The 26311-nt window shown below is 64.3% G+C and carries 30 protein-coding genes; 16 read left to right on the top strand and 14 right to left on the bottom strand.

From position 1 onward, the window contains the following. Positions 1–8 precede the first annotated feature (8 nt). Together A9W95_RS16935 and A9W95_RS16940 are read right to left on the bottom strand one after the other, a co-directional pair. Entirely contained in the window at positions 9–1037 is a 1029-nt protein-coding gene (locus A9W95_RS16935; RefSeq protein ID WP_067415046.1) for a fused (3R)-hydroxyacyl-ACP dehydratase subunits HadA/HadB, read from the bottom strand. 51 nt (positions 1038–1088) lie between these two features. Then, positions 1089–1898 (bottom strand): DNA-formamidopyrimidine glycosylase family protein, encoded by an 810-nt coding sequence (locus tag A9W95_RS16940; RefSeq protein ID WP_067415176.1) that lies wholly within the window; start codon positions 1896–1898, stop codon positions 1089–1091. A gap of 131 nt (positions 1899–2029) precedes the next feature. Between A9W95_RS16940 and A9W95_RS16945 the strand changes: the two genes are divergently transcribed. Beyond that, the gene (locus tag A9W95_RS16945; protein WP_067415049.1) at positions 2030–2845 is read left to right on the top strand and encodes an SDR family NAD(P)-dependent oxidoreductase; all 816 of its coding nucleotides are present in this window, start codon (positions 2030–2032) and stop codon (positions 2843–2845) included. A 17-nt stretch (positions 2846–2862) separates the two neighbouring features. On the opposite strand, the gene A9W95_RS16950 is transcribed toward A9W95_RS16945, so the two are convergent. Further along, positions 2863–3699: an oxygenase MpaB family protein gene (locus tag A9W95_RS16950; protein WP_253851682.1), complete on the bottom strand. Its 837-nt coding sequence runs from the start codon at positions 3697–3699 to the stop codon at positions 2863–2865. A 159-nt stretch (positions 3700–3858) separates the two neighbouring features. Here A9W95_RS16950 and A9W95_RS16955 point away from each other — a divergent pair, with 159 nt between their 5' ends. Further along, positions 3859–4200 (top strand): helix-turn-helix transcriptional regulator, encoded by a 342-nt coding sequence (locus tag A9W95_RS16955; protein ID WP_067415054.1) that lies wholly within the window; start codon positions 3859–3861, stop codon positions 4198–4200. Positions 4201–4202: 2 nt separating this feature from the next. Next, positions 4203–4688 carry an SRPBCC domain-containing protein gene (locus tag A9W95_RS16960; RefSeq protein WP_067415057.1) on the top strand — a complete coding sequence of 162 codons (486 nt, stop codon included), beginning with the start codon at positions 4203–4205 and terminating at the stop codon, positions 4686–4688. Positions 4689–4706: 18 nt separating this feature from the next. Here the strand turns inward: A9W95_RS16960 and A9W95_RS16965 are convergent, their stop codons facing one another. From A9W95_RS16965 to A9W95_RS16975, 3 genes are all read right to left on the bottom strand, one after another. Further along, on the bottom strand, positions 4707–5639 hold the full coding sequence (locus A9W95_RS16965; RefSeq protein WP_067415060.1) for a TauD/TfdA family dioxygenase: 933 nt from the start codon (positions 5637–5639) through the stop codon (positions 4707–4709). A 114-nt stretch (positions 5640–5753) separates the two neighbouring features. After that, positions 5754–7412, bottom strand: coding sequence for a catalase (locus tag A9W95_RS16970; RefSeq protein ID WP_067415063.1), 1659 nt, complete (start codon positions 7410–7412; stop codon positions 5754–5756). Between the two features lie 106 nt (positions 7413–7518). Beyond that, positions 7519–8100: a sigma-70 family RNA polymerase sigma factor gene (locus A9W95_RS16975; RefSeq protein WP_067415066.1), complete on the bottom strand. Its 582-nt coding sequence runs from the start codon at positions 8098–8100 to the stop codon at positions 7519–7521. A gap of 85 nt (positions 8101–8185) precedes the next feature. On the opposite strand from A9W95_RS16975, the gene A9W95_RS16980 reads away from it, so the two are divergent. Continuing rightward, complete coding sequence (locus A9W95_RS16980; RefSeq protein WP_067415069.1) at positions 8186–8893, top strand: helix-turn-helix domain-containing protein; 708 nt, start codon at positions 8186–8188, stop codon at positions 8891–8893. A gap of 28 nt (positions 8894–8921) precedes the next feature. On the opposite strand, the gene A9W95_RS16985 is transcribed toward A9W95_RS16980, so the two are convergent. After that, positions 8922–10220, bottom strand: coding sequence for an ammonium transporter (locus tag A9W95_RS16985; RefSeq protein ID WP_067415179.1), 1299 nt, complete (start codon positions 10218–10220; stop codon positions 8922–8924). Between the two features lie 91 nt (positions 10221–10311). On the opposite strand from A9W95_RS16985, the gene A9W95_RS16990 reads away from it, so the two are divergent. Further along, on the top strand, positions 10312–10764 hold the full coding sequence (locus tag A9W95_RS16990) for a DUF4442 domain-containing protein (RefSeq protein ID WP_371328085.1): 453 nt from the start codon (positions 10312–10314) through the stop codon (positions 10762–10764). Positions 10765–10774: 10 nt separating this feature from the next. Then, the gene (locus A9W95_RS16995) at positions 10775–11389 is read left to right on the top strand and encodes a class I SAM-dependent methyltransferase (RefSeq protein WP_067415075.1); all 615 of its coding nucleotides are present in this window, start codon (positions 10775–10777) and stop codon (positions 11387–11389) included. 4 nt (positions 11390–11393) lie between these two features. On the opposite strand, the gene A9W95_RS28235 is transcribed toward A9W95_RS16995, so the two are convergent. After that, positions 11394–11516, bottom strand: a complete 123-nt coding sequence (locus A9W95_RS28235) for a hypothetical protein (protein ID WP_256388909.1) — start codon at positions 11514–11516, stop codon at positions 11394–11396. A gap of 128 nt (positions 11517–11644) precedes the next feature. Here A9W95_RS28235 and A9W95_RS17000 point away from each other — a divergent pair, with 128 nt between their 5' ends. Together A9W95_RS17000 and A9W95_RS17005 are read left to right on the top strand one after the other, a co-directional pair. Then, positions 11645–12655, top strand: coding sequence for a methylenetetrahydrofolate reductase C-terminal domain-containing protein (locus tag A9W95_RS17000; RefSeq protein ID WP_256388910.1), 1011 nt, complete (start codon positions 11645–11647; stop codon positions 12653–12655). Beyond that, complete coding sequence (locus A9W95_RS17005; protein ID WP_067415082.1) at positions 12652–13407, top strand: class I SAM-dependent methyltransferase; 756 nt, start codon at positions 12652–12654, stop codon at positions 13405–13407. Before A9W95_RS17000 ends, A9W95_RS17005 begins: the two co-directional genes overlap by 4 nt. Before the next feature lie 15 nt (positions 13408–13422). Here A9W95_RS17005 and A9W95_RS17010 read toward each other — a convergent pair whose 3' ends face one another. Then, positions 13423–14322: a class I SAM-dependent methyltransferase gene (locus tag A9W95_RS17010; protein ID WP_067415084.1), complete on the bottom strand. Its 900-nt coding sequence runs from the start codon at positions 14320–14322 to the stop codon at positions 13423–13425. 101 nt (positions 14323–14423) lie between these two features. Beyond that, the gene (locus tag A9W95_RS17015; RefSeq protein WP_082983140.1) at positions 14424–15152 is read right to left on the bottom strand and encodes a peroxiredoxin-like family protein; all 729 of its coding nucleotides are present in this window, start codon (positions 15150–15152) and stop codon (positions 14424–14426) included. Between the two features lie 100 nt (positions 15153–15252). On the opposite strand from A9W95_RS17015, the gene A9W95_RS17020 reads away from it, so the two are divergent. From A9W95_RS17020 to A9W95_RS17035, 4 genes are all read left to right on the top strand, one after another. Then, entirely contained in the window at positions 15253–15981 is a 729-nt protein-coding gene (locus tag A9W95_RS17020) for a cutinase family protein (RefSeq protein WP_067415087.1), read from the top strand. 25 nt (positions 15982–16006) lie between these two features. After that, positions 16007–16855, top strand: coding sequence for a mycofactocin-coupled SDR family oxidoreductase (locus tag A9W95_RS17025; protein ID WP_067415089.1), 849 nt, complete (start codon positions 16007–16009; stop codon positions 16853–16855). 82 nt (positions 16856–16937) lie between these two features. Beyond that, on the top strand, positions 16938–17675 hold the full coding sequence (locus A9W95_RS17030) for a TetR/AcrR family transcriptional regulator (RefSeq protein ID WP_067415092.1): 738 nt from the start codon (positions 16938–16940) through the stop codon (positions 17673–17675). A gap of 52 nt (positions 17676–17727) precedes the next feature. Beyond that, positions 17728–19284: a GMC family oxidoreductase gene (locus A9W95_RS17035; protein WP_067415184.1), complete on the top strand. Its 1557-nt coding sequence runs from the start codon at positions 17728–17730 to the stop codon at positions 19282–19284. Here the strand turns inward: A9W95_RS17035 and A9W95_RS17040 are convergent, their stop codons facing one another. Together A9W95_RS17040 and A9W95_RS17045 are read right to left on the bottom strand one after the other, a co-directional pair. Then, a complete protein-coding gene (locus A9W95_RS17040) occupies positions 19285–20043 on the bottom strand; it encodes a TetR/AcrR family transcriptional regulator (RefSeq protein WP_067415097.1) in 759 nt (252 codons plus the stop codon). It lies immediately after the preceding gene. 111 nt (positions 20044–20154) lie between these two features. Continuing rightward, positions 20155–20748 (bottom strand): TetR/AcrR family transcriptional regulator, encoded by a 594-nt coding sequence (locus tag A9W95_RS17045; RefSeq protein WP_067415099.1) that lies wholly within the window; start codon positions 20746–20748, stop codon positions 20155–20157. 74 nt (positions 20749–20822) lie between these two features. Here A9W95_RS17045 and A9W95_RS17050 point away from each other — a divergent pair, with 74 nt between their 5' ends. Both A9W95_RS17050 and A9W95_RS17055 read left to right on the top strand, forming a co-directional pair. Continuing rightward, positions 20823–21548, top strand: a complete 726-nt coding sequence (locus A9W95_RS17050) for an SDR family oxidoreductase (RefSeq protein ID WP_067415104.1) — start codon at positions 20823–20825, stop codon at positions 21546–21548. 277 nt (positions 21549–21825) lie between these two features. Further along, the gene (locus A9W95_RS17055) at positions 21826–23118 is read left to right on the top strand and encodes a PP2C family protein-serine/threonine phosphatase (protein WP_067415107.1); all 1293 of its coding nucleotides are present in this window, start codon (positions 21826–21828) and stop codon (positions 23116–23118) included. A 21-nt stretch (positions 23119–23139) separates the two neighbouring features. Here the strand turns inward: A9W95_RS17055 and A9W95_RS17060 are convergent, their stop codons facing one another. After that, positions 23140–23841, bottom strand: coding sequence for a class I SAM-dependent methyltransferase (locus A9W95_RS17060; protein ID WP_067415110.1), 702 nt, complete (start codon positions 23839–23841; stop codon positions 23140–23142). A 118-nt stretch (positions 23842–23959) separates the two neighbouring features. Here A9W95_RS17060 and A9W95_RS17065 point away from each other — a divergent pair, with 118 nt between their 5' ends. Then, complete coding sequence (locus A9W95_RS17065) at positions 23960–24571, top strand: TetR/AcrR family transcriptional regulator (protein ID WP_067415186.1); 612 nt, start codon at positions 23960–23962, stop codon at positions 24569–24571. Positions 24572–24673: 102 nt separating this feature from the next. Further along, positions 24674–25600, top strand: coding sequence for an SAM-dependent methyltransferase (locus A9W95_RS17070; protein WP_067415114.1), 927 nt, complete (start codon positions 24674–24676; stop codon positions 25598–25600). A gap of 5 nt (positions 25601–25605) precedes the next feature. Here the strand turns inward: A9W95_RS17070 and A9W95_RS17075 are convergent, their stop codons facing one another. Further along, entirely contained in the window at positions 25606–26175 is a 570-nt protein-coding gene (locus A9W95_RS17075) for a DUF2231 domain-containing protein (RefSeq protein ID WP_067415117.1), read from the bottom strand. Positions 26176–26311: the final 136 nt, after the last annotated feature.

The following is a 26311-nucleotide window of genomic DNA, read 5'->3' on the forward strand; positions in this document are numbered from 1 at the left end:
ACCCCCGATCAGCTGAAGCGAATCTCCATCGTCGCCAGGCCAAAGATCTTCCGGCCAGCCGACTTAGCGCCGACGAGAACGACACCGGTGCGAGTAGCCGGGTCCAGCGACTTGACGCGGCCGCTGAACTCGATGTCTGCGCCCTCGCCGGCAGACACAATCGCGGGTGCGGACAACCGCACCGCATAGCGGGTCACCGCACCGGGGTCGCCCGACCACGCGGAGAAGAAGCCGGCTCCCAGACCCATGGTGAGCATTCCGTGCGCAATGACATCGGGCAGCCCGGCCAGTCTGGCGAGGTTCTCGTCCCAGTGAATCGGGTTGGCGTCACCGGCCACGCCGGCGTAGTTCACCAGGTCCCCCCGAGACAGTCGCGCATGGTGCGCCGGCAACTCGTCGCCGACCTTCACGTCGTCGAACGACGGAGTCCCCAGGGGGCGCTCCCGGTCTGGCTGGGCGATTCGCACCTCACCCGGAGGCCGGACCGTCTTCTGATAGGCGGCCTCGGAATCACCGACCGCTAGGACATTGAAGTCGTGCATCATCGCCCGTTGCACCGCGGACTTGATTGCCGGATCGACATCCTCGGCCGTGAGGCCTACGACGGTGGTGTGCAAAGTGTGCACGCGCTCGCCGGCAGTGTCGGTGAAGGTGTTGGTCACCGTGATCAGGTCTCTGCCGGCAATGCGGCGTACCGACGCCAGTTCGACGTCAACGAGCAGCTCGTCGCCGGCCACGATGGGGCGGTGCTGTTCGAAGACCTCCTCGGTCTGCACGTAGGTGTCATAACCGACGACCACCGATTCGAACATGCGGCGATTGCAGGCCATGCCTGGGACGGAGGTGAAGGTCAGTGGCGCGACCAGCTCCAAATACCCCAGCTCGGCAGCGGCGGGAACATTCCAGTGCGCGGGGTGGTAGTCCTGCACGGCACGGGCGTACTCGCGGACCTTTTCCCGCCCGACCAGGTAGGTGCCATCCATCTGGTAGTAGTGGCCGACCCTTGATTCGATCCCCGGCGCTTCTGCTGCTGTCATGAATTAACTCAACCGTTCTGTCGGCTTTTCGTTGAGTCCGACCCATGCACACTAGCGACTCGAGGGTGCCGGACCCGGCTGGCAGTTGGGACACCACCAGGTTCGGCGCCGCTCAGGGTCGTTGGGAACCTCATCGACCACCTGAACTTCGGTGCCGCACCGCAGACACGGCCGGCCGGCACGTCCGACCACCCAATGTTGCTCTCCTTTGCGCCGGACTCCGGTGGTCACCTGCATCGCGCCGGGAACCGTTGCCGAATGCCGCAAGGCGCGCGCTCCGATGCTCAACAGCGCGCTGACGTCGACCTCGCGCACCGGCGTCCACGGGCTGTGGCCGCGCAGGAAGCACAGTTCGTTGGCCCAAAGGTTGCCGAAGCCCGCCACGCAGCGCTGGTCAAGTAACGCAGCGACGAGCGGCCGGTCAGGGTCACTGGTCATCCGGCGACTCGCCTCGGCGATATCCCAGTCCTCCCGTAACGGGTCGGGGCCTAGATAACCGACGGCGCAGCCCTCATCCCGGGTGCGAAGCAGTTCGACCATTGGGAGCCGTATTCCGTAGGCGGCCGGCCCGTCGGTGCGCAGCACTACCCGAACATCCGGCATCACCGAGGGCGGCAACCAACGCCCATCCTGCGAAATAGTCCAGGACCCCGACATTTTCAGATGCGTGTGCAACGTGAGGTCACCGGAGAGCCGGGTCAGCAGATGCTTACCGTGCGTGACGTGCGCCAACACCGTATGTCCCGCGAGGTCCGCCGTAGCATGGGCCGGCACTCGTAGGTCCGCCTCCACCAGGACGCGACCGCGCAGTGCCGCGTCCAACCGGCGGGCCAGCGCATAGACGGTGTCGCCTTCGGGCACATTCTCCATCCTGCCTTCACCGCCGGTCGGCAACCGCGCTCTATGAATCGGGCAAGTCGTCGCGGCCCAAGCACCCCCAATGGGTATAGGAGGATCAGGTTGCTTCACCGACGACGCCGAAGGAGCGCAGTATGCAGTCCGTCAGGGGCCTCAACGTCCTAGTCACCGGCGCCGCGATGGGCCTCGGCAAGCTGTTCGCCACCCAAGCCGTCAAGGAGGGCGCCGCCGCGGTCGTGCTCTGGGACGCCAACGAAGCCGCCTTGAAGGAGACCGCCACCGAGTTGGACTCGGCCGGGACCACCATCCACTACGAGACGGTCGATGTCACCTCTCAAGACCGAGTGGCCGAGGCCGCCGAGCGCGCCCGCACCGACGTCGGCACCGTCCATGTGCTGTTCAACAACGCCGGCATCGTGCGTGGCAATGGCTACTTCTGGGAGAACGAGCCGCGTGACTTCCTGCTGACGATGCAAGTCAATTCCATCGGCCCCATGCTGGTGACCCGGGAGTTCCTGCCCCGGATGATCGAGTGCGGTACTCAGTGCCGCGTCGTCAACATCGCCTCGTCAGCCGGACTGAATGCCATCCCGCGCATGGCCGCGTACGCCGCTTCCAAGTGGGCGGCGGTCGGCTTCTCTGATTCGGTGCGGCTCGAGCTGGAACAGGCCGGTCACGAGCGAGTCAGGGTCACCACTGTCTGTCCGACCTACATCAACACCGGCATGTTCGACGGCGCCAAGGGCATCCTGTTCACGCCGATGCTCGAACAAGAGGACGTGGTTGACCGGACGTGGGTGGCAATGCTGGCCGGTAAGCCGTTGGTCGTCATGCCCTGGACGTCGAAGCTGAACAAGGTCCTCACCGGTGTCCTGCCGGTTCGATTGCGCGATGCGTACCTGCGCCGCGTTGGTGTCTACAACTCCATGGACGAGTTCTCCGGCCACTAGCCGCCGCGAGCAGACCGTTATGCCGGCTGCGGTCTGGCGTCCGGCTCGGCGTCCTGGTGGCCAGGCGTCAGGACCCAACGGATGCCCCCGACGAGCACTCGGCCGGCCATGCGGGTCACCGTCGCCTCGAGCGGTGGAGCGTAGGGCAGGAGCAACGGTAGCCGCGCCCAGCTGGGCAACATCGCGACCGCCGTTGCGGCCAGGACGCCGTACACCGGTCTGACCGGCAACGGCAACGGCGGCGTAAGCAGCAGAAACCGGGCTGCTTCGCGGGCGGCCGGTGTTCCGCGCAATTCTGGACGGTAGGCCCCAATCCGGTCCTGCAACTCCTTCTCGGTCCGAGGCGGCTCAGGCACGCCGAGGGCCCTTGCCACGACGGCCATGTCGGCCACATAACCGTCGCGCCCGGCCTGGTCCAACGGAGCCGCACCATACAACTGATGGGCAAGCAGGAAGCTGTCGACTTCGGCGATGTGAACCCACTCGAGCAGATGCGGGTCCGACGCCCGATAGGGTCGTCCGTCCGGCGCGACGCCGTGCACGTACTTGTGGATCCGTCGGACATGGTCGACGGCCCGTTGGGCGTCGGCAGCGCAACCGAACGTGGTCTCGGCCAGGAAAGTGCTGGTGCGTTGCAGGCGCCCCCACGGGTCGCCCCGATAGTCGGAGTGTTCGGCCACGCCGGCCATGGCCAGCGGATGCAAAGACTGCAACAACAACGCCCGGAGCCCGCCCACGAACATGGACGCGTCGGCATGTACTCGGCGGATGGGGCGGCCATCGTCGAACCACCGATCACCCGGTGTCAGGTGTATGCGCTCTCGATTGGCCGGCCCCTCCGGGCCTGCCACCATGGCAAACAATTTGCTTCCCAATTCGGACCGTACAGCACTGATCACCGACGACATAGCCACATCTCCACGGTACGAGCCGGTGTCAGTGAGGACACGCGAACGGAGGCCGGCGCCCCGAGGGCTTGACAACGTACAACCGATTGGTTGTATGTTATAGGCGTGATCGTGGACACCGAGGAGCGGGCCGACGCCCTGTTCCATGCGCTCGCCGACCGCACCCGGCGTGACATCATGCGTCGCGTGTTGACCGGCGAGCACTCGGTTTCTGCGCTCGCGAAGAAGTACGAGGTGAGTTTTGCGGCCGTGCAGAAACACGTCGTCGTGCTGGAGAAGGCCGGCCTGCTCACCAAGCGACGTAGTGGCCGCGAGCAGCTGGCCAGCGGTGACGTAACGGCGGTGCGGTCGGTGGCATCCATGCTCACCGAGTTGGAACAACTGTGGCGCGGTCGCATCGCGCGGATCGACGAACTCATCTCACCTGACCCAGCCAAGGAGGACTGACCATGCCCGTGACCGACGTCCAGCATGATCTCGACAACCTGACCCTCACGATCATCGCCGACTTCGCCGCGCCGGTGGAGCGCATCTGGCAGGTCTACGCCGACCCGCGTCAGCTGGAAAAGGTGTGGGGACCGCCGAGCTATCCGGCTACCGTGGTCGACCACGACCTCACACCGGGCGGGCGAGTCACGTATTTCATGACCGGGCCGGAGGGCGACAAGCACGCCGGGTACTGGGAGATCACTGACGTCGACAAGCCCAGGAGCTTCTCGTTCCTCGACGGCTTCGCCGACCTGGACTTCAACCCCAACCCCGAACTGCCGGTTTCGCAGAATGTCTATACCTTCGTCGAGCACGAAGGCGGGACACGGGCAACCTACGCCAGCACCTTCGAATCCGCCGAGGCGCTGCAACAGGTGCTGGAGATGGGTGTGGTCGAGGGCGCGACTTCGGCCATCAACCAGATCGACGACCTGGTCGCATCCTGACCCAGTGCGCGTATCACCCTATGCGACAAGCCTTTTCGGGGTGTCGACCACCGAGTACTCGGACGCGTCGCCCAAGACGGCTCGGCTTTGCTCACCGCGGACGCTCACCGGGATGTCGCCGGCCAGCGTGATGCGGTGCATCCGGCGCGGTTGGTCACCATAGTCCGAGACGGCGTAATGCTGGGTGGCGCGGTTGTCCCACATCGCGACGTCGCCGAGTTCCCAATTCCATCGGATCGTGTTCTCCAGCCACGTGATTCGGTCCTGGAAGATTCTGGTCAAGGCCTGCGACTCCGCGCTGTTGAGCCCAATGATCGACTTGGCGAAAGCGCCTAAGAGCAAAGCCTTTTCGCCGGTTTCGGGATGCACTCGCACCACCGGATGATGCGTCTCGAAACGGGTTGACTGGAACTGCGCCGCATACTTCAGCACCGCGTCGGGTTGGGCTTCCAGCGCGGCGAGCTTGGCCGGATCGACCTGGGCGTAGTCGAACGCGTTGTTGTGTACGGCCCACAGGTTCTCTGCCAGCTGCTGCAACGGCTGGGGCAGTTGCCGGTGGGCGGCGACGGTGGACGCCCACGTGGTGGTGCCACCGTAAGACGGCAGTTCGACCGCGCGCAGGATGGAGGCTTTCGGTGGGCGGTCAACGAAGGTGACGTCGGTGTGCCATTGGTTGGCACCACCGCCGCCGAAGGACTCCAACCGCATGACGCGACTTCCCTCGAATTTCAGCGTCGGGTGTGGCGTCGTAGGTACACCCAAGCTCTCGGCGAAGGCGTACTGGGAGTCGTCGTCCAGGTGGTGCTGTCCGCGGAAGAACACCACCTTGTGGGTGACGAGCGCTCGATTCACGGCAGCGGCCGTCTCGGCATCGAGTTCACCTAGCCGGACGCCATCGATGCGGGCACCGATGTTCTCGCCCAGCTTGACCACCCGAAGTTCACTACTCATGCCAGGATGCCCTCTCGTCACTCACCCGTGTAGTCGACTGTATACACGCGGACCGAACGCCACTGTATACAAATGACTACACCGAAGGCAACGCTTGGCGCGAAAGGTCGACGCCTAACCGGCTACCGAGACGTGTTCGTTCGGGACGCAGTGGGTCATCGTCAGTCCTTCGACGTCCCGTGGCCCGTTCTTTCCAAGGTTGGCGCGACGCTGCTCTTCCTCATCGGACAGTGTTTGTGATTTCAACGGCTCCAGGTGACGTACATCGTCGGGTGTGATGCCAAGGCCCTGTCCGACCCGGATTCCCAGCTCGTCGTCACACATCAGAAAATGCCACACCATGCGCTCCTGCACCTCGCGCACGGCCTCAGAGATGCCGTTGACCAGATTGAGCACCAGGTCGTCCTTCTCCCATTGCTCCATCAACTGGTAGCGCTGTCCGGCCTGGGTGTAGTCGGCGGTGCGCGGGATCCGCTTCTTGGTCAGGCGCCCCCGAATCTCGGGGCCGACTTCGTCGGGGCCAGCACTACTGGCTTCCCGTAAGCCACCGGTGATGGAGGGCTCGTAATTCACATGCGGGTTTGCTCCGTTGTTGTCGACCCGGTACTGCATTTGGCCGCCCTGCTGGTTGGTCGACACCTTGGCGTTCTTGGCTTGATTCACCGGAAGTTGCAGGTAATTCGGTCCGACTCGGTAGCGCTGGGTGTCGGAGTAGGAGAACGTACGACCGACCAGCATCTTGTCGTCGGAGAATTCCAGCCCATCGACCAGCACGCCGGTGCCGAAGGCGGATTGCTCGTTTTCGTTGAAGTGGTCGGAGACGTTGCGATTGAGCACCATGGTGCCGACCAGCTTGGGTGGGAACTCGTTCTCCGGCCACACCTTGGTGTCGTCGAGTGGGTCGAAGTCCAACTCGGGGTGATCGTCGTCGCTCATCATCTGAACCAGGAGCTGCCATTCGGGATAGTCGCCGGCTTCGATGGCCTCGTACAGGTCTTTGCTGGCGTGGCCGAGATCTTGGGCCTGGATCGCGGCGGCGTCGGCTTCGGTCAGGCTCTTCACCCCGATCTTCGGCATCCAGTGGTACTTGACCAGGCGGCTTTCCCCGTCGGCGTTGACCCACCGATAGGTGTTGACGCCGAAACCCTGCATGGTGCGGTAGTTGGCCGGGATGCCTCGCGGGGAGAACAAGTTGACCAGCATGTGCATCGATTCCGGCGTCTGGGACATGAAGTCGAAGATGCGTGCGGGCTCCTGCCGGAAGGTGACCGGATCGGGTTTGAGCGCATGGATGACGTCGGGGAATTTCACTGCATCGCGGATGAAGAAGACTCCGATGTTGTTGCCCACCAAGTCCCAGTTGCCGTCTTCGGTGTAGAACTTGACCGCGAATCCCCTTGGGTCTCGGGCGGTTTCGGAGGAGTCTCGCCCGCCGATGACGGTGGAAAGCCGGATGACCAGGTCGGTGCGCTTGCCTGGTTCGGCGAACAGTTTGGCCCGGGTGTACTTGGCGATCGGCTCGTCGCCCCACTTGCCGGTGGCCTCAAAGTAGCCGTAGGCGACGAAGCCGCGGGCGTGTACGACTCGCTCGGGTATCCGCTCTCGGTCGAAATGGCTGACCTTTTCCAGGAAGTGGTAGTTCTCCAGGGTCGCCGGCCCACGTGCCCCGATGGTGCGCTGATTCTGGTTGTCATAGATCGGGTGACCTTGCCGGTCAGTGAGGATGTCACGGGTGTCGTCGGGATCTGGCGGCAGTGAGGACACGTCGGTCATGTGTTGCTCCTGGTCGGCTTGGGGTTATGCGCAGGGCCCTCGTCGGCGTACCCACGGGTGCCGGCCTGAAACAGCCCCCTCAAGTCCGTCGGCCGGTCCGCAGCGTCTAGGTCAGTCCACGGTCATTCGCCACCTCGGCCAGCAATATCCGCAGGCGACGGCGGGCACTGGAAAGGCGAGAGGTCACCGTCCCGATTGGGATGCCGAGTATTTCCGCGATTTCTCGGTACCGGAGACCGTGGACATCGGCGTAGTACACGGTCGCGCGAAAACACTCGGGCAAGGCTTCGAGTGCCTCCACGATCTTCTGGTCGGGTAGTCGCTCGAGCACATCGAGTTCTACGGCCCGACATCCCGCCGAGTCGTGATGCTGGCGACTGTTCGCCTGCTGCCAGTCAGCGATGTCGGCACTGAGTTGCTCGGCCGGCCGGGACAGGGACTTGCGGTGGTTGTTGATCCAGGTGTTGTGCATGATGCGGTACAACCAGGCGCCCAGGCGTGACCCGTCACTGAACAGATGAAAACAACTGTAGGCCCGCAGCATCGTGTCCTGGACCAGGTCCTCGGCATCGGTGCGGTCGCGCGTCAGCCGGCGGGCGGCGGCATAGAGGTCGTCGAGGAGCGGCAGCGCATCGCGCTCGAAGCGCATCTTCAGCTCCACGTCGGCGTCGTGGCATTCGGATCTCATGCTGACATGGTCACCACCCGGTGCCCGGCCGTGAAGTTCTAAATCAGAACTTCACGTTGTTCTGCGCTGACGCAGAATTGGTTTCATGGTGAACTACCGTCAGTACTGCCCGGTCGCCGTGGCGGCCGAAATCATCGCCGAACGCTGGAATCCGTTAATCGTGCGCAATCTGATGTTTGGTGCCGACACCTTCTCCGCGATCGCCAGCGGCGTGCCGACGATGTCTCGCTCCATGCTGCTGAAGCGGCTTGACGAGTTACAGCGGGCCGGCGTGATCGAAACGCAGCGCAAGCCCGGTGGCCGCGGCTATCACTATCGGCTCACCGAAGCAGGTGCCGACCTCGCCGGGGTCATCGCCGCGCTCGGAGCTTGGGGCGAGCGATGGGTCGACGTAACGGCAGACCAGTCTGATCCAGGGTTCGCGCTGTGGGCGTGGTGCCAGGTACAGGTCGACCGGTCCGCGCTGCCCGGCGGCCGGGTCGTCGTTGCGTTCACCTTCCCCGAGGAGCGTCCCGCCAACCGGCGCTTCTGGATGCTCATTGAGCACCACGCTGCTGAACTATGTCACTCCGATCCCGGTGGGCAGCCGGACCTGACGGTGGAGGCCAAGTCCCAAGCATTCGTCGACTGGCACCGGGGCGCCCGGTCGTGGCGTGATGTGCTGCGCAGTGGAGACGTGACGATCAGCGGTCCAGTTCGGCTACGCCGCGCCTTTCCTACCTGGAATCTACAGGCGCCGGTTTTCGACCCCGAACTGAGTGACCTGGCGGTCAAGCTCGAGCTCGCGCGTTGACAGTGGTATCAGCCGGCGGTTAGCCGACTCACTCTTCGTAATCGTCCAAGTGTTGACGAGTTCCATCACCGATGGACGGCCGGCGTGGGGCCTGATGGCCGTAAACGCCCTCGGGATAGGCGGTTTCGGCGTGCTGGGTCAGGTCGGCTCCGCTCACCTCATCTTCCGCGCTGAGCCGGAAGCCCATGAATCGCTGGATGAGCCAAGCCAATCCGTAGCTGACCGCGAAGGCGTAGAGGCCGACCGCCACCATCGCCAGCGCCTGCTTGCCGAGTTGCCCGAGCCCGCCACCGTAGAACAGGCCGCGCGGCCCGTGCGTCATCACGGCGGTGGCCAGCAGTCCGATCAACAAAACACCGACAACGCCGCCGACGAAGTGCACGCCGACCACGTCGAGCGAGTCGTCGTAGTTCAGCTTGAACTTCACCGTGATGGCGAACGCGCACACGACGCCCGCCGCCAGTCCGACCAGGGCGGCGCCGAAGGTGTTGACCGTGCCGCAGGACGGAGTGATGGCCACCAAGCCTGCAACCACGCCGGAGGCCGCGCCGAATGTGGTCGGCTTGCCGTCACGGATCTGCTCCACCGACAGCCAACCCAGCATGCCCAGGCACCCGGCGACCAAGGTGTTGAGGAAGATTGCGGACGCTAAGCCGTTGGCGGCCAAAGCAGAACCCGCGTTGAACCCGAACCAGCCGAACCACAATAACCCCACCCCGAGCAACACGAACGGCAGGTTGTGCGGGCGCATCGCTTCCACTTTGAACCCGATGCGCCGGCCCAGCACCAGCGCCAGCGCCAACGCCGAAGCACCGGAGACGATTTCGACGACCAGCCCGCCCGCGTAGTCCAGCACGCCCATCTTGGCCAGCCAGCCGGTCGGTGCCCAAACCCAATGCGCCACAACGCAGTAAACCAGAATTGACCACACCGGGACGAACACCATCCAGGCCGCGAATTTGGCGCGGTCGGCGATGGCACCGCTTACCAAGGCGGCGGTGATGATCGCGAAGCTCAGCTGGAAGGTTGCGAAGAGCAGTTCCGGAACGGACCCGTGCGCGGTGTCCGGGCCGATGCCCTGCATGCCGGCGTGCGCCAGCCCCCCGAGAAATCCGCCGGCGCCGCCGTCGGAGAACGCCAGGCTGTAGCCGGCCAGCAGCCATGCCACCGTGACCAGGGGTATGGAGATGAAGCTCATCATGATCATGTTGAGCACGCCGCTGGTGCGCACCATGCCTCCGTAAAAGATCGCCAGTCCGGGCGTCATCAGCAACACGAGCGCGGTGCTGGCCAGCAGCCACCCCGTCGCAGCGGGATCAATGTTCACGGTGTGCTCCTTCGAAGTCGTCGATGAGAATATCGGCGCGGTGCTTCGGCGGAGGTAGGCGGCGGCAATTGCGTGTGCGACGATCTTCGATGTGGCTGACCCGCTCGTCGAGATGATGAACGCCGGCATGGCAACGACCATCCCCACGGCCGACAAGATGGGTGTGCGAGTGCTCGAGGCGCACCGGGGCTTTGCCGCCGCGAGCGTCCCGGCCGAGGGCAACGGCAATCACTTCGGGGTCATCTACGCCGGCGTGCAGTTCACCGTCGCCGAAATGCTCGGCGGCATCATCGCCCTGGCCACCTTCGATTCGAGCAAGTACTTCCCGCTGGTGAAGAACCTCGAAATCGCATTCCTCGGGATGGCCACCACCGCACTGCGCGCCGAAGCAAGCATGGACGACGAGACAATCGCGCGCGTGGAAGCCGAGGCCGCCGACAAGGGCAAGGCCGATTACCTGCTGGACGCCGTGGTCACCGACACCGCCGGCATTGTCGTGGCCACCACCCACGGGCTGTATCAGTTGCGCGCACATCGACGTTGAGACGTCGGCCATGGTAGAGCCGCGCATGGATTGGGATAGCGCCTACCGGCTTGGCGTGCCGCCGCCGTGGAGTATCGGAAGGCCGCAACCGGAACTCGCGGCCATCTTCGGCCAGGTACGCAGCGACGTGCTCGACGCCGGGTGCGGGCACGCTGCGCTGTCGTTGGAACTGGCAACCCTGGGGCATACGGTGGTCGGGTTGGACATCAGCGCCACGGCGGTATCGGCGGCGGCCGCCGCGGCGGCCGAGCGACGGTTCACCACAGCCACTTTCGCGCAAGCTGACATGACCGACCTGCACGGGTATGACGGCCGCTTCAACACCGTGATCGACAGCGGCCTGCTGCACTCGCTGCCCATCGAGCTGTGCGAGCCTTACTTGCGCGGCATTCACCGGGCCGCAGCCCCTGGTGCGTCGCTTTTCGTACTGGCGTTCGCACCGCGACCAGCCGGCGAACACGGTCCGGGTCCGCGCGGCTTCACCGCCGAAGAACTTCGAGCCACCGTCGCCAAATTATGGCGGGTGGACGAGGTGCGTGCGGCAACGATCTACGCACACGACGGGCAACCAGACGGCACCGGCCATCTCACCATGGCCGGTCATCTACTGACTGCGCACAAGTAGCGGCTCAGTCGCCACTTTCACCGGCCGGAGAAGCGTCCGGGTCCTGTGCTTCGGTGCTGTCGTCTTCGTCCGAAGCTTGGGGCGGTTGTTCGCCGCCCTCCGGCGGCGGCTGCTCGGCAGTGGTCACTGTTCCTCCGTAGGCGTTGAGGGGCTCAGTCACAGCTACCCGATGTGTGGATCCGGAAAACAGCTTGGCTGCCGAACATTCCGGGTACAGGCTGCGAATAGCTGTTGCGGGAAAGGTTGGCCGAGGGGGTGAAACTGTCGACGGAGCTCGGATGTCCCAAGCGAATGCAATACGGCCCCTGCGGTGGGGTCCGACCCGACGGTCAATGCGAGATGCGTCCCGGCGAGTGCGTTTTCCCCGATGTGGTGCCGTGGTCTGGTCGGCAGTATCGCGCCCAACCGGTACAGGCGCCGCTGGTGCTCACCGACTTCAGTTGCACGCCGTTTGACCAAGCCGACGTCGCGGCAACCGCAGCGACCCTGGTAGGAGCGTCAGACGCCGTTCTGGTCGGCGAACATCAAAATCGACCGGATTTCCCGCCCACGTTGATGGGGCGGTTGCTGCTGGAAGCGGGCGTGTCACCGTGGATCACGCTGTCCTGCCGGGACCGCAACCGGGTGGTCCTCGAACAGGAATTGCGCGGGCTGCAGAGCATCGGCGTGCAGACAGTGTTATGCGTGACCGGAGACGGGCGAGGTTACGACGTTCGACCCGATGTCACCCAGACTTTCGACCTCGACGGTCCGCGACTGGTGGCACTGGCCGCGTCCGTCGGCATGGTCGCGGCCGTTCCCGAGACACCCACCGCGCCGCCGGTGCACGCCCGGCCCGTGCGCCTCGTCGAGAAACAGCGGGCCGGTGCCAGTCTCGCGGTGCTCAACCACGTGCCCTTGCCCCGCATGATCTCCGAATTCATGTCCTGCGCTCGGTCGGCCGGATTGTCAATTCCCGTTATCGCCGCGGTCGCGGTGTTCACCGACGCCGTCTCCGCAGCCGTTTTGGAAGGACTTCCTGGACTGGAACTCGACCACACGGTGGTCGACGAAGTCTTGCACGCGCCGGATCCCATCGCGGCCGGGATAGCGGCTGCCGTCGCGGAGGCGCGCGCGCTGTTGTCGATCGACGGCGTCGAGGGCGTAAACCTGTCCGGATTGGCATCGGCCTCCGGAACACGCATAGGCGCCGAGATCAAAGCCGAAGTCGGCCGACGCATCAAGGAAGGCATCAAGCAGGACATCAAGGAGGCGGCGGTGCCATGAGTGAAGCGATGGAAGCCGAATTCGACACGGTCGCCGAATGGACCGCCCAGGTCGCCGTTGATCTCGGCACCGACTACTACGTTCCCGCCGGCTGCCGGGGCAGCGGTAGCCCGGCGGCTCTGGATTGGTTGATCGAAGAGCTGGGCCTGACGGCAGGCGAAACATTGCTCGACTCCGGCGCAGGAGTGGGAGGCCCCGCAGCCTATGCCGCGCAGGAGGTGGGGGTGACGCCGCTGCTGGTCGAGCCGGAGGCGGGAGCCTGCCGCGCCGCACACACCCTGTTCGAGTTTCCCGTCCTGCAGGCGCTTGGATCAGCGCTGCCGTTGGCCGACGGCACTTTCGACGCAGCCTGGTCATTGGGGGTCTTGTGCACAACGCCGGACCAGGTCGAGCTGCTGACCGAGCTGCGTCGCACCGTCCGGCCGCCCGGACGCATCGCGCTGCTGGCGTTCGTGGCCCGTGAGCCGGTCGCCGCCGAACAGCCGGAGGGCAACCACTTTCCGACAAGCGACCATCTCAACGACTTGGTTGAGCGGGCGGGGCTACGAATCCATACCTGGCGAGGCACCGCCGATCTGCCCGCCATTCCGCAGGAGTGGACGCGCCGGATGGACGCCGTTACCGACGCGCTGTCCGACCGCCACGGTGCGTCGCAAGCCTGGCAGCTCGCCGAACGCCAGAGCCAACAGATCGGTGACCTGCTCGCGCAGGAGAAAGTGACTGGTGAATTGCTGGTGCTCCGGCACGCCTGACCGGTCCACAGGAATTCAGCTCAGCGTTGCCGTCAGGTATCCAGAGGAGTCGCCGAACGACGCCAATTCGTCGTCGGGAACGTCGAACCCGTGCGCGGAGTACGCCTGTTCGGTGGTGCGGACGTTCACCCGCCAGCCGTGACCACTCAGGTAGTCAGCCGCCGTGTTGCGGTCACCGGTGTAGAACAACTCAGCCAGATTGATATCGGAGCCGATGCGCCGGGAGCGCTCGGTGAGCCTCTCTGCCCAGTCCGAGGGGATGTTGCGCAAATCCATGTGTTCTGTCGCGATCCGGCTGCCGGGCGCCGACAGGGCGACGATGTTGTCGAAGAGGCGATCCTGCGCTTCGGGAGGCAGATAAACCAGCAGGCCTTCGGCACTCCAGGCAGTCGGCTTCGTCGTGTCAAATCCGGCCTCCCGCAACGCCCCCGGCCAGTCGTCGCGCAGATCGATGGCCACCGTGCGGCGCTGAGCGGCGGGCTGAGCCCCGAGGTCGGCCAAGGTCCGCGTCTTGAATTCGATGACGTCGGGCTGGTCGATCTCGTACACGACAGTGTCCGGCGGCCAGGGCAACCGGTAGGCCCGGGTGTCCAGGCCCGATGCCAAGATCACCGCCTGCCGTACACCCGCTTCGGCCGCCTGGATGAAGAAGTCGTCGAAGAAGCGGGTGCGCACGGTGATTTGTTCGCTCATCGCCTGCCGGTTCAGCAGCGGGTCGTTGGCACCCTCGAGCTCGCCGTCGATGAGCTTGATGAAGGTGTCGATGCCGACCGCGCGAACGAGGGGATCAGCCCACGGGTCGGCCAAGAGGGCGTCGTCGCCGGCAGACGCAATCGCCCGTGACGCCGCGACCGCGGTAGCGGTCGCCCCGACGCTCGACGCGAGATCCCAGGTGTCGTTTTCGGTGCGGGCCACAGCCACACTCCTCTCGGCATTACGGCAGATTAGTTAGCTCATATAACAGATAGCTTCACTATACGCCGTAGACGACGCAGGCGAGACGGGCCAGGCGCACGTCACAGGTGCGCGACGACATCGACCACCTCAAGGGGATCGGTCCGCTGCGTGTAGTCCAGCAGTGCTTTCCCGAACCGAACCACGCCGCTTTTGTCGATGACGAAGACGGCGGGTACGGGCAGTGCCCAGTCGTTGGTGCCGTTGAACGTCGGCAACGGGTGACCCAGCTGCCGGTACACATCCTGCAGATATCCCGGAAGTTGGAAGACCAGGCCATAGTCGCGAGACACCGCACCGCCGACGTCGCTCAACACCGGGTAACTCAACCCATTGCCTGCAGCGGTCGAAAGAGAGGCATCCGGCGTTTGCAGCGAGATCGCGACCATGGAAGCGCCGGACGCCCGCAGTGCTGGGAGGTGCGGCTGGTAGGCCCGCAGGGTGAGACTGCAGAACGGGCACCACACGCCGCGGTAGAAGGCGAGCACTGCCGGGCCACTGGCCAGTAGCCCGTCCAATGACACGATTTCACCGACTTCGTTGGGCAGCGCAAACGTCGGGGCGGCGTCACCGACCGCGGGAATGTGGGCGAGCGAGTCGGCGCCCGCCAGTTCTGCGGTCGCCTGATCCATCTTCGCGGCGGCCTCCGACCCCATCGCCGAGTCTCTGAAATCGCGCAATCGCTTCAGCGCTTCGGCCAGTTGGAACGAGCCAGTCGGCACCAGTTCGTTCGGAAGCCGTTGCAGTACCTGGCCATCGGCCCCGTCGAGCAGGTTCGGTCGCGATGTCACAGCATGCTCCTTTGTTATCACTTCGACGTTGCCAAACGGTGATATCAACGATATCTTATTTGTGATCTCAATGGAAACACCTGGAAAGAAGCCTATCGCAATGACGCGTGACTCCAGCTGTCCGACAGGTGAACCGCCGGGGCTGGCGAACCGGTACGCCGCCGGCCTGGGGGCGCCCGCGTTGATCGCTGCGGTACTGCTGGCCTCATCAGTAGTGAGCCTTCGAAGCTATTGCGCCTTCCAGCCCGACGTCAGAAACTTCGACTGCGCCGACATTCAGGTCGTCTTAGCCCGCGATACCGACGAACCGCCCGGACCGGGACGCGTGGGAGAAGCATTCACCGATTCCTTGCGGTATTTGGTGCCGGCGAAGTCGGTCAAGGTCTATGCCGTCGACTACCCCGCATCCCACGACTACTGGCGCGCGGCCGATGGCGCCAACGACGCCAGCCGCTTCGTGCAGAACACCGTCAAGCGTTGTCCCTCATCTCAATTAGTGCTCAGCGGTTACTCGCAAGGGGCAGCGGTAATAGATTTCGTCACCGTTGCTGAGCAGCCTATGTTCGGATACACCGATGTGATGCCGCCGGAGGTCGCCAGCCACGTGGCAGCGGTGGTCGTCTTCGCCAACCCGCTACGACCCAGTGGACCCCTAGACGCCGTCGCCCCCATCTACGGGTCCAGGACCATCGATCTATGTAACGGCGCAGACCCCATGTGCTCGAACGGTGTTGACCTTGCAGCGCACAACTCGTACGTCGAGTCCGGCAAAACCGCAGAAGCCGCGCGCTTCGCCGCCGATCGCCTCAACGCAAGCGCCAAGGCGTAGCCCAACCCCTATCGAAAGGAAGCCCATGGCAATGTCATCCGGACCGTTGGAGGGCAAGGTCGCATTCATCACGGGTGCTGCTCGCGGCCAGGGCAGGGCACATGCGGTGCGGCTGGCGAGCTTGGGCGCGGACATCGTCGCGCTCGACGTGTGCGCGCGTGTCTCTGAAACCGTCCTTTATCAGCCGGCATCCCCCGAGGACCTCGTGGAGACAACCGCGCAGGTGGAACGGCATGGCCGCAAGGTGCTGGCACGGGAAGCCGATACTCGGGACAGCGCCGCTTTGACCGCCTTGGTCGACGAGGCGGTCACCCAGTTCGGTCGGCTCGACATCGTGGTCGCCAACGCCGGTGTGTTGTCCTGGGGACGACTGTGGGAGTTGTCCGACGAGCAGTGGAACACCGTGATTGACGTCAACCTGTCCGGTACCTGGCGCACCCTACGCGCCGTTATCCCCGCCATGATCGAGGCGCGAAACGGCGGCTCCATCGTGGTGGTCAGTAGTGTGACCGGCCTGAGGGCGACACCGGGCAACGCCCACTATGGCGCGTCGAAGCACGGCCTGGTGGCGATCACCAATTCACTCGCGCTCGAGCTTGCCGAGTATGGCATCAGGGTGAATTCCATACATCCGTATGCGGTTCAGACCCCGATGACCGACGGTTCGGCGATGATGGGATTGTTCGAGAAACATCCGTCGTATCTGCCCAGCTTCCCGCCTGTCCCGTTGAAGGCGCCGGGGACGGGCAGCGCCGGCCTGGAACATATGGCTCCCGATGAAGTTTCCGATGTCGTCGCCTGGCTGGCCGGTGACGGGTCAGCGGCGATCTCGGGTTCGCAGATCGCAGTCGACCGCGGGGTCATGAAGTACTAGGCGCCCTATCCGCGTCTCTGCGCCTACGATGACCGCATCAATATGATTCCCACGGAAACAATCTAGTGATATCGTTGGAAACATGCCGACTGCGCCCCTTCGGTCCGCTCCTTCGGCACCACCCGCCGAGGGCTTGATCCTCCAGGCTGCCGCTGACTTGTTGCGAGCCGGTGGCATTGACGCCCTCTCCACCAGGGCGGTGGCGATGGCCGCCGGCGTTCAACCACCGGTCATCTACCGCCGGTTCGGTGACAAAAAGAGGCTCCTTGATGCGGTGACCCGCTTTGTCTTCGACCAGTACATCGCCGACAAGCGCCGCTTGATCGCGACCTACGCCGATCCACTGCAGGAACTCGAGCACCTGTGGGACCTGCACGTCGACTTCGGGCTGACCCACCCGGATTGTTACCTGCTTGCGTACGCCTACAGCGGACGCGACGCGATGTCCGCTTGCGCCGCGCGGTCGTTCGCTCTGCTCGAGCAGGTGGTCGCCGAGTTGGGGAACCAAGGGCGTCTGCGAATGAGCGTAGAGCGCGCGGCCGCGCTGATTCGGTCGGCTGGGATGAGTGTGGTGCTCGCGCTCATCCCGGTTCCCCCGCAGGATCGGGATCTGGAAATCTCGCGTGTCCTGCGAGACAGCACACTGTCTGCAGTGGTCTGCGGCGAGGTCGGGTCGCACACCGCGCCGCCCGATGTTCCGACGCGGGCTATGGCGCTGCGCGAGGAGTTGTGCGGCTCCGGCGTCGACACGCTGAGCGGTGCGGAACGCGCGCTGCTCGGCGAATGGCTGGCTCAACTGGCCGACCATGGCGGCCATTAGGCGATGTTTCCGATGATATCAAAGTGAAGGTTCCACTGGTAACATGGTCGCCATGGTGAACGGGCAGATAGCGGCACAGTACGACTTCATCGTGTGCGGCTCCGGCTCAGCCGGTTCCGTGGTGGCTGGGCGCCTGACCGAGAATCCTGAAGTCAGCGTGCTGTTGCTGGAGGCCGGTGGCACCGATGAGGTGCCGGAGGTGATGAACGCCGATCAGTGGCCGGCCAACCTGCGCAGCGAACGCGATTGGGGCTTCGTGGCGACGCCCAGTCGGCACGTCAATGGCCGATCGATACAGCTTTCGATGGGCAAGGTGCTCGGTGGGGGATCCAGCATCAATGTCATGTGTTGGGCGCGCGGACACAAGAACGACTGGGACTTCTTTGCCGAGGAAGCCGGTGACAAGTCGTGGAGCTATGAGGCCATCCTGCAGATCTACCGCCGCCTCGAGGATTGGCACGGTGTGCCCGACCCGCGGCGTCGCGGGACCGGAGGCCCCGCATTCGTGCAGCCGGCGCCGAATCCTCACCCACTCGCCGCGGCGGTAGTGAGCGCCGCTGAGGGCGTGGGCATTCCAGCCCATCAGAGCCAGAACGGCGCCATGATGGAATCCGAAGGCGGCGCGTCGATCCAAGAGATCCGCGTGCGCAACGGACGCCGCGATTCCGCGTTCCGTGCCTATGTTGCCCCTCATCTACACCGATCAAACCTGACGGTGCTGACCCACGCGTTGGTCACCGGACTGACCATGAACCGCCGTGGCGTTAATGGAGTGGAATTCCGGACCGGCAATCAGATTCGCCAGGTTCAGGCCACCACCGAGGTGATCATCTCCCTCGGCGCCATTCACACACCGAAACTGCTGATGCAGTCCGGTATCGGTGACGCGGTGGAATTACGGAAGTTCGGCATCCCGGTCTTCGAACACCTGCCGGGCGTCGGACAGAACTATCAGGATCACCCGTTGATCCCTTGTCTGTGGGAAGCGGTTGACCCCGTCGTCGTGCGCAATTGCGGTTCGGAGGCGACGTTCTTCTGGAAGAGCGATCCGGCGCTGGACACACCGGATCTGCAATGCTGCGCCCTGGAACTTCCCATGGCAAATGAGACGGTCGCCGCCAAATTGGTTGCCCCTCAGCACGCCTGGACCATGTGTATGGGCCTGCAGAAGCCCAGAAGTCGCGGTCGGATTCGGCTGACCGGCCCGCAACCCACCGACCCGTTAGCGATCGAAACCGGTCTGCTCGCCGACCCGGACGATGTGAAGGCCGCGATAGCGGGGGTCAAACTCTGCCGGGAGATGGCGGAATCTGAAGCGCTACGCCCCTTCGCGCAGCGCGCCGTCGCACCAGGTGACTTGCCCGATCGCGATCTCGAATCGTACGTGCGGGAGTCAGCGTTGACCTACTGGCACCAAACGTGCACCGCCAAGATGGGCTTGGACGAAATGTCAGTTGTGGACGGCAATTTGAAGGTATACGGCGTTGAGCGGCTCCGGATCGCTGACGGCTCGATCATGCCACGAATTACGACGGGCAACACCATGGCGCCTTGCATGGCCATTGGTGAGCGCGCCGCCGACATCGTCAAGGCGGCCCATGGAATCTGATTACTGGCTGCGATCGGCCAGCCGTACCAGCCACTCCAACAACAGGCTTCGCTCGGCCGGGCTCAAAGGTGTCTGGTCCGCCCGCCGAACCGCTTCGCTTAAGGCGACCGCGCGCCCGGTTAGCGCTGACGACTTCGCCGCGGCCGGCTTCTTCTCCCCGCAGATTGCGGAGATTACGTTATCGCGCCCGAGGACCGATAATTGCATGTCGCGCTCATCGGGCGGGATGGCGATAAGTGTCAGCACGGTGCCAATGCCGGCCGAGTGGAACAGCATGGTCGCGCGCTCGACACTCATACGCAGACGCCCCTCGTCCGCGACTCGAGCAATCGCGCGCTCCAGCAATTTGATCGTTTCGCCGGCACCGGTACTGATGGCGCCGGCGCGAGACTGGACAAACGTCAATACATAAGTATCGGGATGGGTCAATCCGAACTCGACGTGCGTATCCCATAGCTGTCGAAGATCTTGCAGCGGGTCACCGGAAGCTCGCTGTATTCGCCGGCGTTTGCTGCTCAAGTAGCTTTCCAGGACGAAATGCGAAACGGCGTCGAGCAGTTCGTCTTTGCCACCAAACTCGCGGTAGATGACGGGCGGCTGCACGCCAGCAGCTGCTGCCACCGCCCGAGTCGAAACGGCGTCGATGCCCCCGGTGCGCAGCAGCTCGGCCGCAGCCCGCAATACCTTCTCTGACCGAGTCGGTGCAGCGGCGTCGATATCCGTCTTCTGCGACTTGCGCCGCCGAGTCTGCTCTGCCATGTTTCCGATGATATGGGCCGATGCTTAGCGAAGCTCCCTATTGCTGAGATCGGCGCGGCGACGACCATCCGCCGGACCAGGAAAGTCGCCCAGTACACCGCATCTCGGCCGTCACACCACACCGCGGAACAGATTGTCCACGAGGTAGTCCACGAACTCCTCAGTCAGCGGCTCGTCAGGCAACAGCAAGCGGTGATAACACGCGCCCCACAATTGGTCGACGACAGTTGCAGTGTCAAGGTCTGCCCGAAGCTGGCCGCGGGCCTTCGCCCGCTCCAGTGCGTCCTTGGCCAATGCCCGCCGGGGTGACGAATAGCGTTGCAAGTAGGCCATTTTCAACTCGGCGTCCGACTGTGCCTGCCCGATCAATTCAGCGATGGCCCGGCCCGCCGGACTGTCGCTGATGACCCGCAGGAATGCGTGTAGCTGCGCGCGCAGGTCCTCTCGGATGTCGCCGGTGTCGGGGAACGCCAACGTGGGTTGCACCCTGTCGAAATAACCGTCTAACGCCAGTGCGCCCTTCGTTGGCCACCACTTGTAGATAGTCATCTTGCTGGCGCCGGAGCGGCTGGCCACCTTCTCCATGGTGAAACCGGCCATGCCCTCCTCGAACAGCAACGCACCGGCGGCTTGCAGCACCTCTCGGCGGACCTGCTCGCTAGGTCGGCGGCCCCGGCCTCTGCGTGCTGGTGCTGGTTTCGTCATCGGTCTCCTTCCATTGCCGCGGTCGTCCGGGTACTGTATATGTACATACTGTACATATACTATGGGAGGCGGACATGACAAGGGTGGCGCTAGTTACCGGCGCTTCGGGCGGCATTGGGCGAGCGGTGGCCGTGCAATTGGCCCGGGCAGGAATGGACGTGGCCGTGCATTACGCCGGCAACCGCGACAGTGCCTTGCGCACCGCAGACGAGATCACCAACGGCGGGCGGCGGGCCATGGTGGTGTCCGCTGATATCGCCGACGAACTCCAGGTTGCCGACATGTTCGACCAAGTGGAGGCGGAGTTCGGTGGTCTCGACGTCGTGGTCAACACCGCCGGAATCATGTTGCTGAAACCATTGACGGAGTTGGACTTCGACGATTTCGACCGAATGCATCGCACCAACGTGCGAGGCACCTTCGTAGTCGGTCAGCAGGCCGCTCGACGCGTGCGTGCGGGTGGGGCGATCATCAACTTCTCGTCGTCTGTGGTCAAGATCGCGTTGACCGGCTATACGGCTTACGCCGCAACCAAAGGCGCTGTGGACGCCATGACACTCATCCTGGCCAAGGAGCTGCGCGGCCGGGACATCACCGTCAACGCCGTGGCGCCGGGCCCGACCGCCACACCGCTTTTCCTCGACGGCAAGGCGGATGAAGTCGTCGAACGCCTGCGGTCCATGCCGCCGCTGGAGCGGTTAGGAGAGCCGGAAGACATCGCGGAAGTCGTGGCCTTCCTCGCGGGTCCCGCGCGTTGGGTAAACGGACAGGTCGTTTACGCAAACGGGGGAGTGGTGTAACTGACCAGGCTGACCGCGCGTGTCCCGTCGTTTGTCGCTATGAGGCGGGCAAAAGCGTGGTGTCTCGGGCAGGGAGCGTGAGTGATGGAATCAGGCGGTCGAAGACGGTCGATCCGGGGTATTACTCGCAAGTCCAGCAAGGGCGAAGTGAGCTACACGTGACGGTTCGACTGGGAGAACGACCATTTCCGGGGATCGCGACATACAGGGCGACGCCGAGGCGAAGCGCCTCGTTGCAGTTGGGCGCTACCAAGTACTCGATGCGCCGCCCGATCGGATATTCGGGCGTGTCGCGCGCTTGGCCGCCCATGTGTTCGACGCCCCGATGGCGGTGGTGTCGATCGTCGGTCGCGAGCGCATCCGGTTCGTCGGCGGGTACGGACTCGAATCGGTACGCGAAGTCCCGCGTGACGAGGGGCTGTGCGGCTCCGCGGTGATGGCCGAGACGTCCTATGTGGTGCACGACACGCGGAACGATGTCCGCACCGCGGGCAACCGTTTCGTCGAGGAGCACGGCGTCCGCTTCTATGCCTGCGCACCGATTGTCACCTTCGACGGACATCGTCTCGGTGTTGTCGCGGTCATGGATATCAGAGCGAGCACCGCATCAGACAAACAACTGGCGATCTTGGACGACCTGGCCGCGATCGTGATGGAGCAATTGGAACTGAGGTTGACGTCTCTGGACGCCGTGCGGGTCGAACGACGGTTGCGCGGCGCCGCGGAGTATGCCCGCGACGATGCGCGACGCGACCGTGACGACGCCAGACGACGGCGTGATGAGGCCCGCCAGGCGCGAGACGACGCGCGGTTGGACCGCGACATCGCCGAGCGGGAGCGAGACCTGATCGAGCAGTACGCGACGGTGCTGCAGCGCACGCTGTTGCCGCCGGCGCTGCCGGAGATTCCCGGGTTGTCCCTAGCCTGCCTGTATCACCCGGCTTCCTCTCGGCAGGTCGGTGGCGACTTCTACGACGTCTTCGCCCTCGATGACCAACGCTGGGCGTTCTTCATCGGTGACGTCGAGGGCCACGGGGTGGACGCCGCCACGGTAACTTCGCTGATTCGCTACACCCTGCGATCGGCGGCGTTGCACATCACTGACCCCACCGAGGGGTTGGCTCAACTCAACATGGTTTTGCTTAAGGAAATGAACCCACGGCGTTTCTGCACGGTACTGTTCGGCACCCTGCGGTCCAGTGAGACGGGCGACGGCTTCCACATCACCATGGCCACCGGAGGGCACCCGCCGGCGTTGCGCCTGGACCCCGCCAGCAGCACGGCCGAGAAGGTGCGCTCCAGCGGGGGAATGCTGGTCGGCGCGACACCCAACGCCACATTCGACGCATGCAGCCTGCTGCTGCGCCCAGGGCAAACCCTGTTGTTCTATACCGACGGGCTCATCGAAGCGCGCCGCAGTCCCATCCCCTTCGGTGAGGAGGATCTGGCCAGCTTCGCCCTCAAGCGTGCGGCGATGGGTGCCCACGGCCTCGTCGACGAGTTCGCTGCATTTATTCCCAAACTCGAGCCCGACGACGACGTCGCGATATTGGCGATCACTGCCCGTTAGCGGCTGGCCGGCGCGCCCGGGTCAGCCACGGTGGGCGCAGAGCAACCAGGCGGGCAGGGACTTGCGGCCGTTGCCCTCATCGCGGATGTCGGCACCGGCGAAGGCCTCGAAGTTCGTCACGAAGTCGTCGGGAACGTTGGCGTGGATGCGCGCCGGCCGGATCTCGTCGACCACCCAATACTTGGAGACGACCTCGTGCAGCTCCTCCTTGGTGACCGGATTGACCGGTCCGTCGGCGGGCATGCTGCCTCGGTCGAACACCAGAACGAAGTAGGACGCTGCGGGCGCGGCAGCGCGCACGATCGAGCGCTGGTAGCCGTCGCGTAGCTCGATCGGCATCGAGTGAAACAGCGTGCTGTCGACGATCGTGCCGAAGCGACCTTCCGATCCTGCGGGGTAGTCGGTGAAGTCACTGATATCCGCCACGTCGAAGGTGGCGTTGGAAAGGCCACGTCGCGCGGCCTCCTCGCGCGCCAGGGCAATCGCGGTGGGTGACTGGTCTAACCCGACCGTGGTGTAACCGTGTTCGGCCAGAAACAGCGACACCGCCGCCTCGCCACAGCCCGCGTCGAGCACGTCCCCGTGGAACCTGCCGGCAGCTATCAGTGCCGCAATCTCCGGTTGTGGTTCACCGATGCTCCATGGGGGCCGGGCGCCCTCGCCCATCTCGGGAGCCGTGCCCTGGTAGGCGGATTCGAACATTTCTTGAGTCGGCTGAGTCATGTCTTCCTTTATATCAATTAGGCTGATATATGTCAACAAGCTTGATGCTTATAGCCCGGCCCGATCTCTTCGCATACCTGCGGTATGTGATGTGCTGATGGCGGCTATGCTCACCGCTGTGGCCGACGTAAAGACCCGCCGCGAGCAATATGCCCAACAGACGCGTGAGGCGTTGTTGGCTGCTGCCGCAGCGGCATTTGCCCGAGACGGCTTTGCGGCAACCTCGATCACCGATATCGCCGCAGCCGCCCGAGTCACCAAAGGTGCGGTATATCACCACTTTCCGGACAAGCGTGCGTTGTTCGAAGCGGTGTTGAAGCAGTGTGACGAGGAGGCGCAACGCAGGGTGCTGGCGGCGATCGCCAAGCATCCAGATGATCTGTGGCAGGGTGCGCAAGCCGCCCTAGATGTCACGCTCGACGCATGCGTCGACCCAGTCGTCGGCCGGCTGATCTATGTGGAGGGCCCGATTGCGCTCGGGTGGAAAAGGTGGCGGGAATGCGAAGATCAATACACCTACGGCAACGTCAAGGCGCTACTCAACAGCACAATCCAGGCGGGCATCTTCAGACCCGACACTCCTGTCGACGCCATGGCGCAACTGCTGACTGGGATGATCACCCACGCCGGCGTTGCTCTCGCGGAGTCTTCCCCGGCACAGCGCCGCAGGCTCCGTCGAGACATTCACACCGCTGTCCAACAACTGCTGGAAGGTTTGAAGCGGCGTTGAGGCAGTTCATCCGCGCCAGGCACTGAAACCCGCATCGGCAAAACGTACGATGCATGGTCAGGGCCGGCTTGATTCGGCCGCAGTCGGGGGAAGGAGCATCCGGTGTCGTCGCTTGGTTCGGCTCGCAGCGAAGGAGACAGTTGGGATCTGGCCTCGAGCGTGGGAGCGACCGCAACAATGGTGGCCTCCGCTCGGGCGTTGGCCTCTCGGGAGCCAGATCCGTTGCTCGATGACCGGTTCGCAGAACCGCTGGTGAGGGCGGTCGGGCACCCGTTCTTCACCCGCATGCTCGACGGCGAGATTCCGTTTGACAGTGATCAAGAGGTGCCGTTCACACTGCAACAGCGCCGTGAGCAGATCACGGTGCGCACCAGGTTCTTCGACGACTTCTTCCGCACCGCCACCGACGACGGGATACGCCAGGCCGTCATCTTGGCTGCCGGGCTCGACGCACGCGCTTATCGACTGGCCTGGCCTGCCGGCACGGTGGTGTTCGAGGTGGACCAGCCCGAGGTCGTCGCGTTCAAGAGCACCACGCTCGCTCAGATCGGCGCCGAGGCTGCCGCCGAACGCCGTGCCGTGGGTGTCGATTTGCGTGATGACTGGCCTCAAGCGTTGCGCGACAACTTCTTTGACACGACCGCGCCCACCGCGTGGATTGCCGAAGGCTTGTTGCCCTACCTGCCGCCGGACGCCCAAGACCGGCTGTTGGACAACATCACCGCGCTCAGCGCGCCGGGTAGCCGGCTGGCCACCGAAAACATCACCGACATGAGCGTGTTCAGTGACGAGCGCGCTCGGGCTATGCGCAGTGCCTGGCGCAAGCACGGGCTCGATATCGATGTCGCGGACTTGGTATGGGCCGGTCCGCGCCGGCCGGCCGGTGAGCATCTGACGGCCACCGGCTGGACGATCACCGAATATGCCACCGAACGGCTCTATGCCGAGCAGGGCTTCGAGTTACCCGACAACGAGGTCCTCGCCGAATTTCGTAACGCGGTCAGCTATATCAGCGCCGAATTACGTTGATTCGGTCAAGCAGCGCGTCGGTATTCGATGGGGCTGCGGTTGGTGACGGCGCGCAGTGGTTGCCATCGGAACATGCCGGCGCCCTGGGCATAGGAGAGGTGACCACCCAGCGCGCCGCCTACGCTGATCGCGGTCAGGCCCAGCAGGGTGAACGCGCGTGCCGCCGCTGTGCGTTCGCGCCGGTAAGCCCGATGGGCCAGCCAGAACAGCACAACGCCCACGAAGTTTGATCCGGCATGCACCAGACCCACCCGCTGTTGTCGCCGGTTGAGCAGCGTGTAGTCGGCCCACCCGGCCACAATGGTGGGTGGGGTAGCGGCCAGTCCGACGGCCAGGAGCCGGCGGGCGGCGGTCACGTCTTTGAAGACGATGTCGAAGACCGCTGAGGTCATCCACGTGCCGATCGGAATCGTGATCAACAGCGGGTGCACCGGGTGACCGAGCCAGGAGCCGCGTAGGGCCTTGGCCAGGCGTCCCCCGCCGATCAGCCGTCCGGCAACGCGAGAAGCAACGCGGGCAGGCGGGTCCAGAACCTCGACATCTTCAACGCTGCCGAGAGCATCATGCAGATTCATAGCGAATATCTACCCCGTCGCCCGACATTGAATCGCGCGGTCGGTGGCGGCGCCGGGCTGGCCGAACAAGCGGCGGTGGACACCACGAGGGATCGGCGCCCGACGGAGCGGGCTGGGTGCGCGAATTGGTCCTGCT

Source organism: Mycobacterium sp. 1423905.2 (genome assembly GCF_001673155.1).
Taxonomy (GTDB): Bacteria; Actinomycetota; Actinomycetes; order Mycobacteriales; family Mycobacteriaceae; genus Mycobacterium.

What these genes read in the sequence shown, in the direction of transcription:
- A9W95_RS17005 (WP_067415082.1), top strand. Translation starts at nt 12,652, where the DNA reads ATGAGTGAAGCGATGGAAGCCGAATTCGACACGGTCGCCGAATGGACC.
- A9W95_RS17025 (WP_067415089.1), top strand. Translation starts at nt 16,007, where the DNA reads ATGGCAATGTCATCCGGACCGTTGGAGGGCAAGGTCGCATTCATCACG.
- A9W95_RS16950 (WP_253851682.1), bottom strand. Translation starts at nt 3,699, where the DNA reads ATGGTGGCAGGCCCGGAGGGGCCGGCCAATCGAGAGCGCATACACCTG.
- A9W95_RS17060 (WP_067415110.1), bottom strand. Translation starts at nt 23,841, where the DNA reads ATGACTCAGCCGACTCAAGAAATGTTCGAATCCGCCTACCAGGGCACG.
- A9W95_RS16970 (WP_067415063.1), bottom strand. Translation starts at nt 7,412, where the DNA reads ATGACCGACGTGTCCTCACTGCCGCCAGATCCCGACGACACCCGTGAC.
- A9W95_RS17040 (WP_067415097.1), bottom strand. Translation starts at nt 20,043, where the DNA reads ATGGCAGAGCAGACTCGGCGGCGCAAGTCGCAGAAGACGGATATCGAC.
- A9W95_RS17035 (WP_067415184.1), top strand. Translation starts at nt 17,728, where the DNA reads ATGGTGAACGGGCAGATAGCGGCACAGTACGACTTCATCGTGTGCGGC.
- A9W95_RS16945 (WP_067415049.1), top strand. Translation starts at nt 2,030, where the DNA reads ATGCAGTCCGTCAGGGGCCTCAACGTCCTAGTCACCGGCGCCGCGATG.
- A9W95_RS17020 (WP_067415087.1), top strand. Translation starts at nt 15,253, where the DNA reads ATGACGCGTGACTCCAGCTGTCCGACAGGTGAACCGCCGGGGCTGGCG.
- A9W95_RS16960 (WP_067415057.1), top strand. Translation starts at nt 4,203, where the DNA reads ATGCCCGTGACCGACGTCCAGCATGATCTCGACAACCTGACCCTCACG.
- A9W95_RS17045 (WP_067415099.1), bottom strand. Translation starts at nt 20,748, where the DNA reads ATGACGAAACCAGCACCAGCACGCAGAGGCCGGGGCCGCCGACCTAGC.
- A9W95_RS16965 (WP_067415060.1), bottom strand. Translation starts at nt 5,639, where the DNA reads ATGAGTAGTGAACTTCGGGTGGTCAAGCTGGGCGAGAACATCGGTGCC.
- A9W95_RS16975 (WP_067415066.1), bottom strand. Translation starts at nt 8,100, where the DNA reads ATGAGATCCGAATGCCACGACGCCGACGTGGAGCTGAAGATGCGCTTC.
- A9W95_RS17075 (WP_067415117.1), bottom strand. Translation starts at nt 26,175, where the DNA reads ATGAATCTGCATGATGCTCTCGGCAGCGTTGAAGATGTCGAGGTTCTG.
- A9W95_RS16995 (WP_067415075.1), top strand. Translation starts at nt 10,775, where the DNA reads ATGGTAGAGCCGCGCATGGATTGGGATAGCGCCTACCGGCTTGGCGTG.
- A9W95_RS17030 (WP_067415092.1), top strand. Translation starts at nt 16,938, where the DNA reads ATGCCGACTGCGCCCCTTCGGTCCGCTCCTTCGGCACCACCCGCCGAG.
- A9W95_RS16935 (WP_067415046.1), bottom strand. Translation starts at nt 1,037, where the DNA reads ATGACAGCAGCAGAAGCGCCGGGGATCGAATCAAGGGTCGGCCACTAC.
- A9W95_RS16980 (WP_067415069.1), top strand. Translation starts at nt 8,186, where the DNA reads ATGGTGAACTACCGTCAGTACTGCCCGGTCGCCGTGGCGGCCGAAATC.
- A9W95_RS17050 (WP_067415104.1), top strand. Translation starts at nt 20,823, where the DNA reads ATGACAAGGGTGGCGCTAGTTACCGGCGCTTCGGGCGGCATTGGGCGA.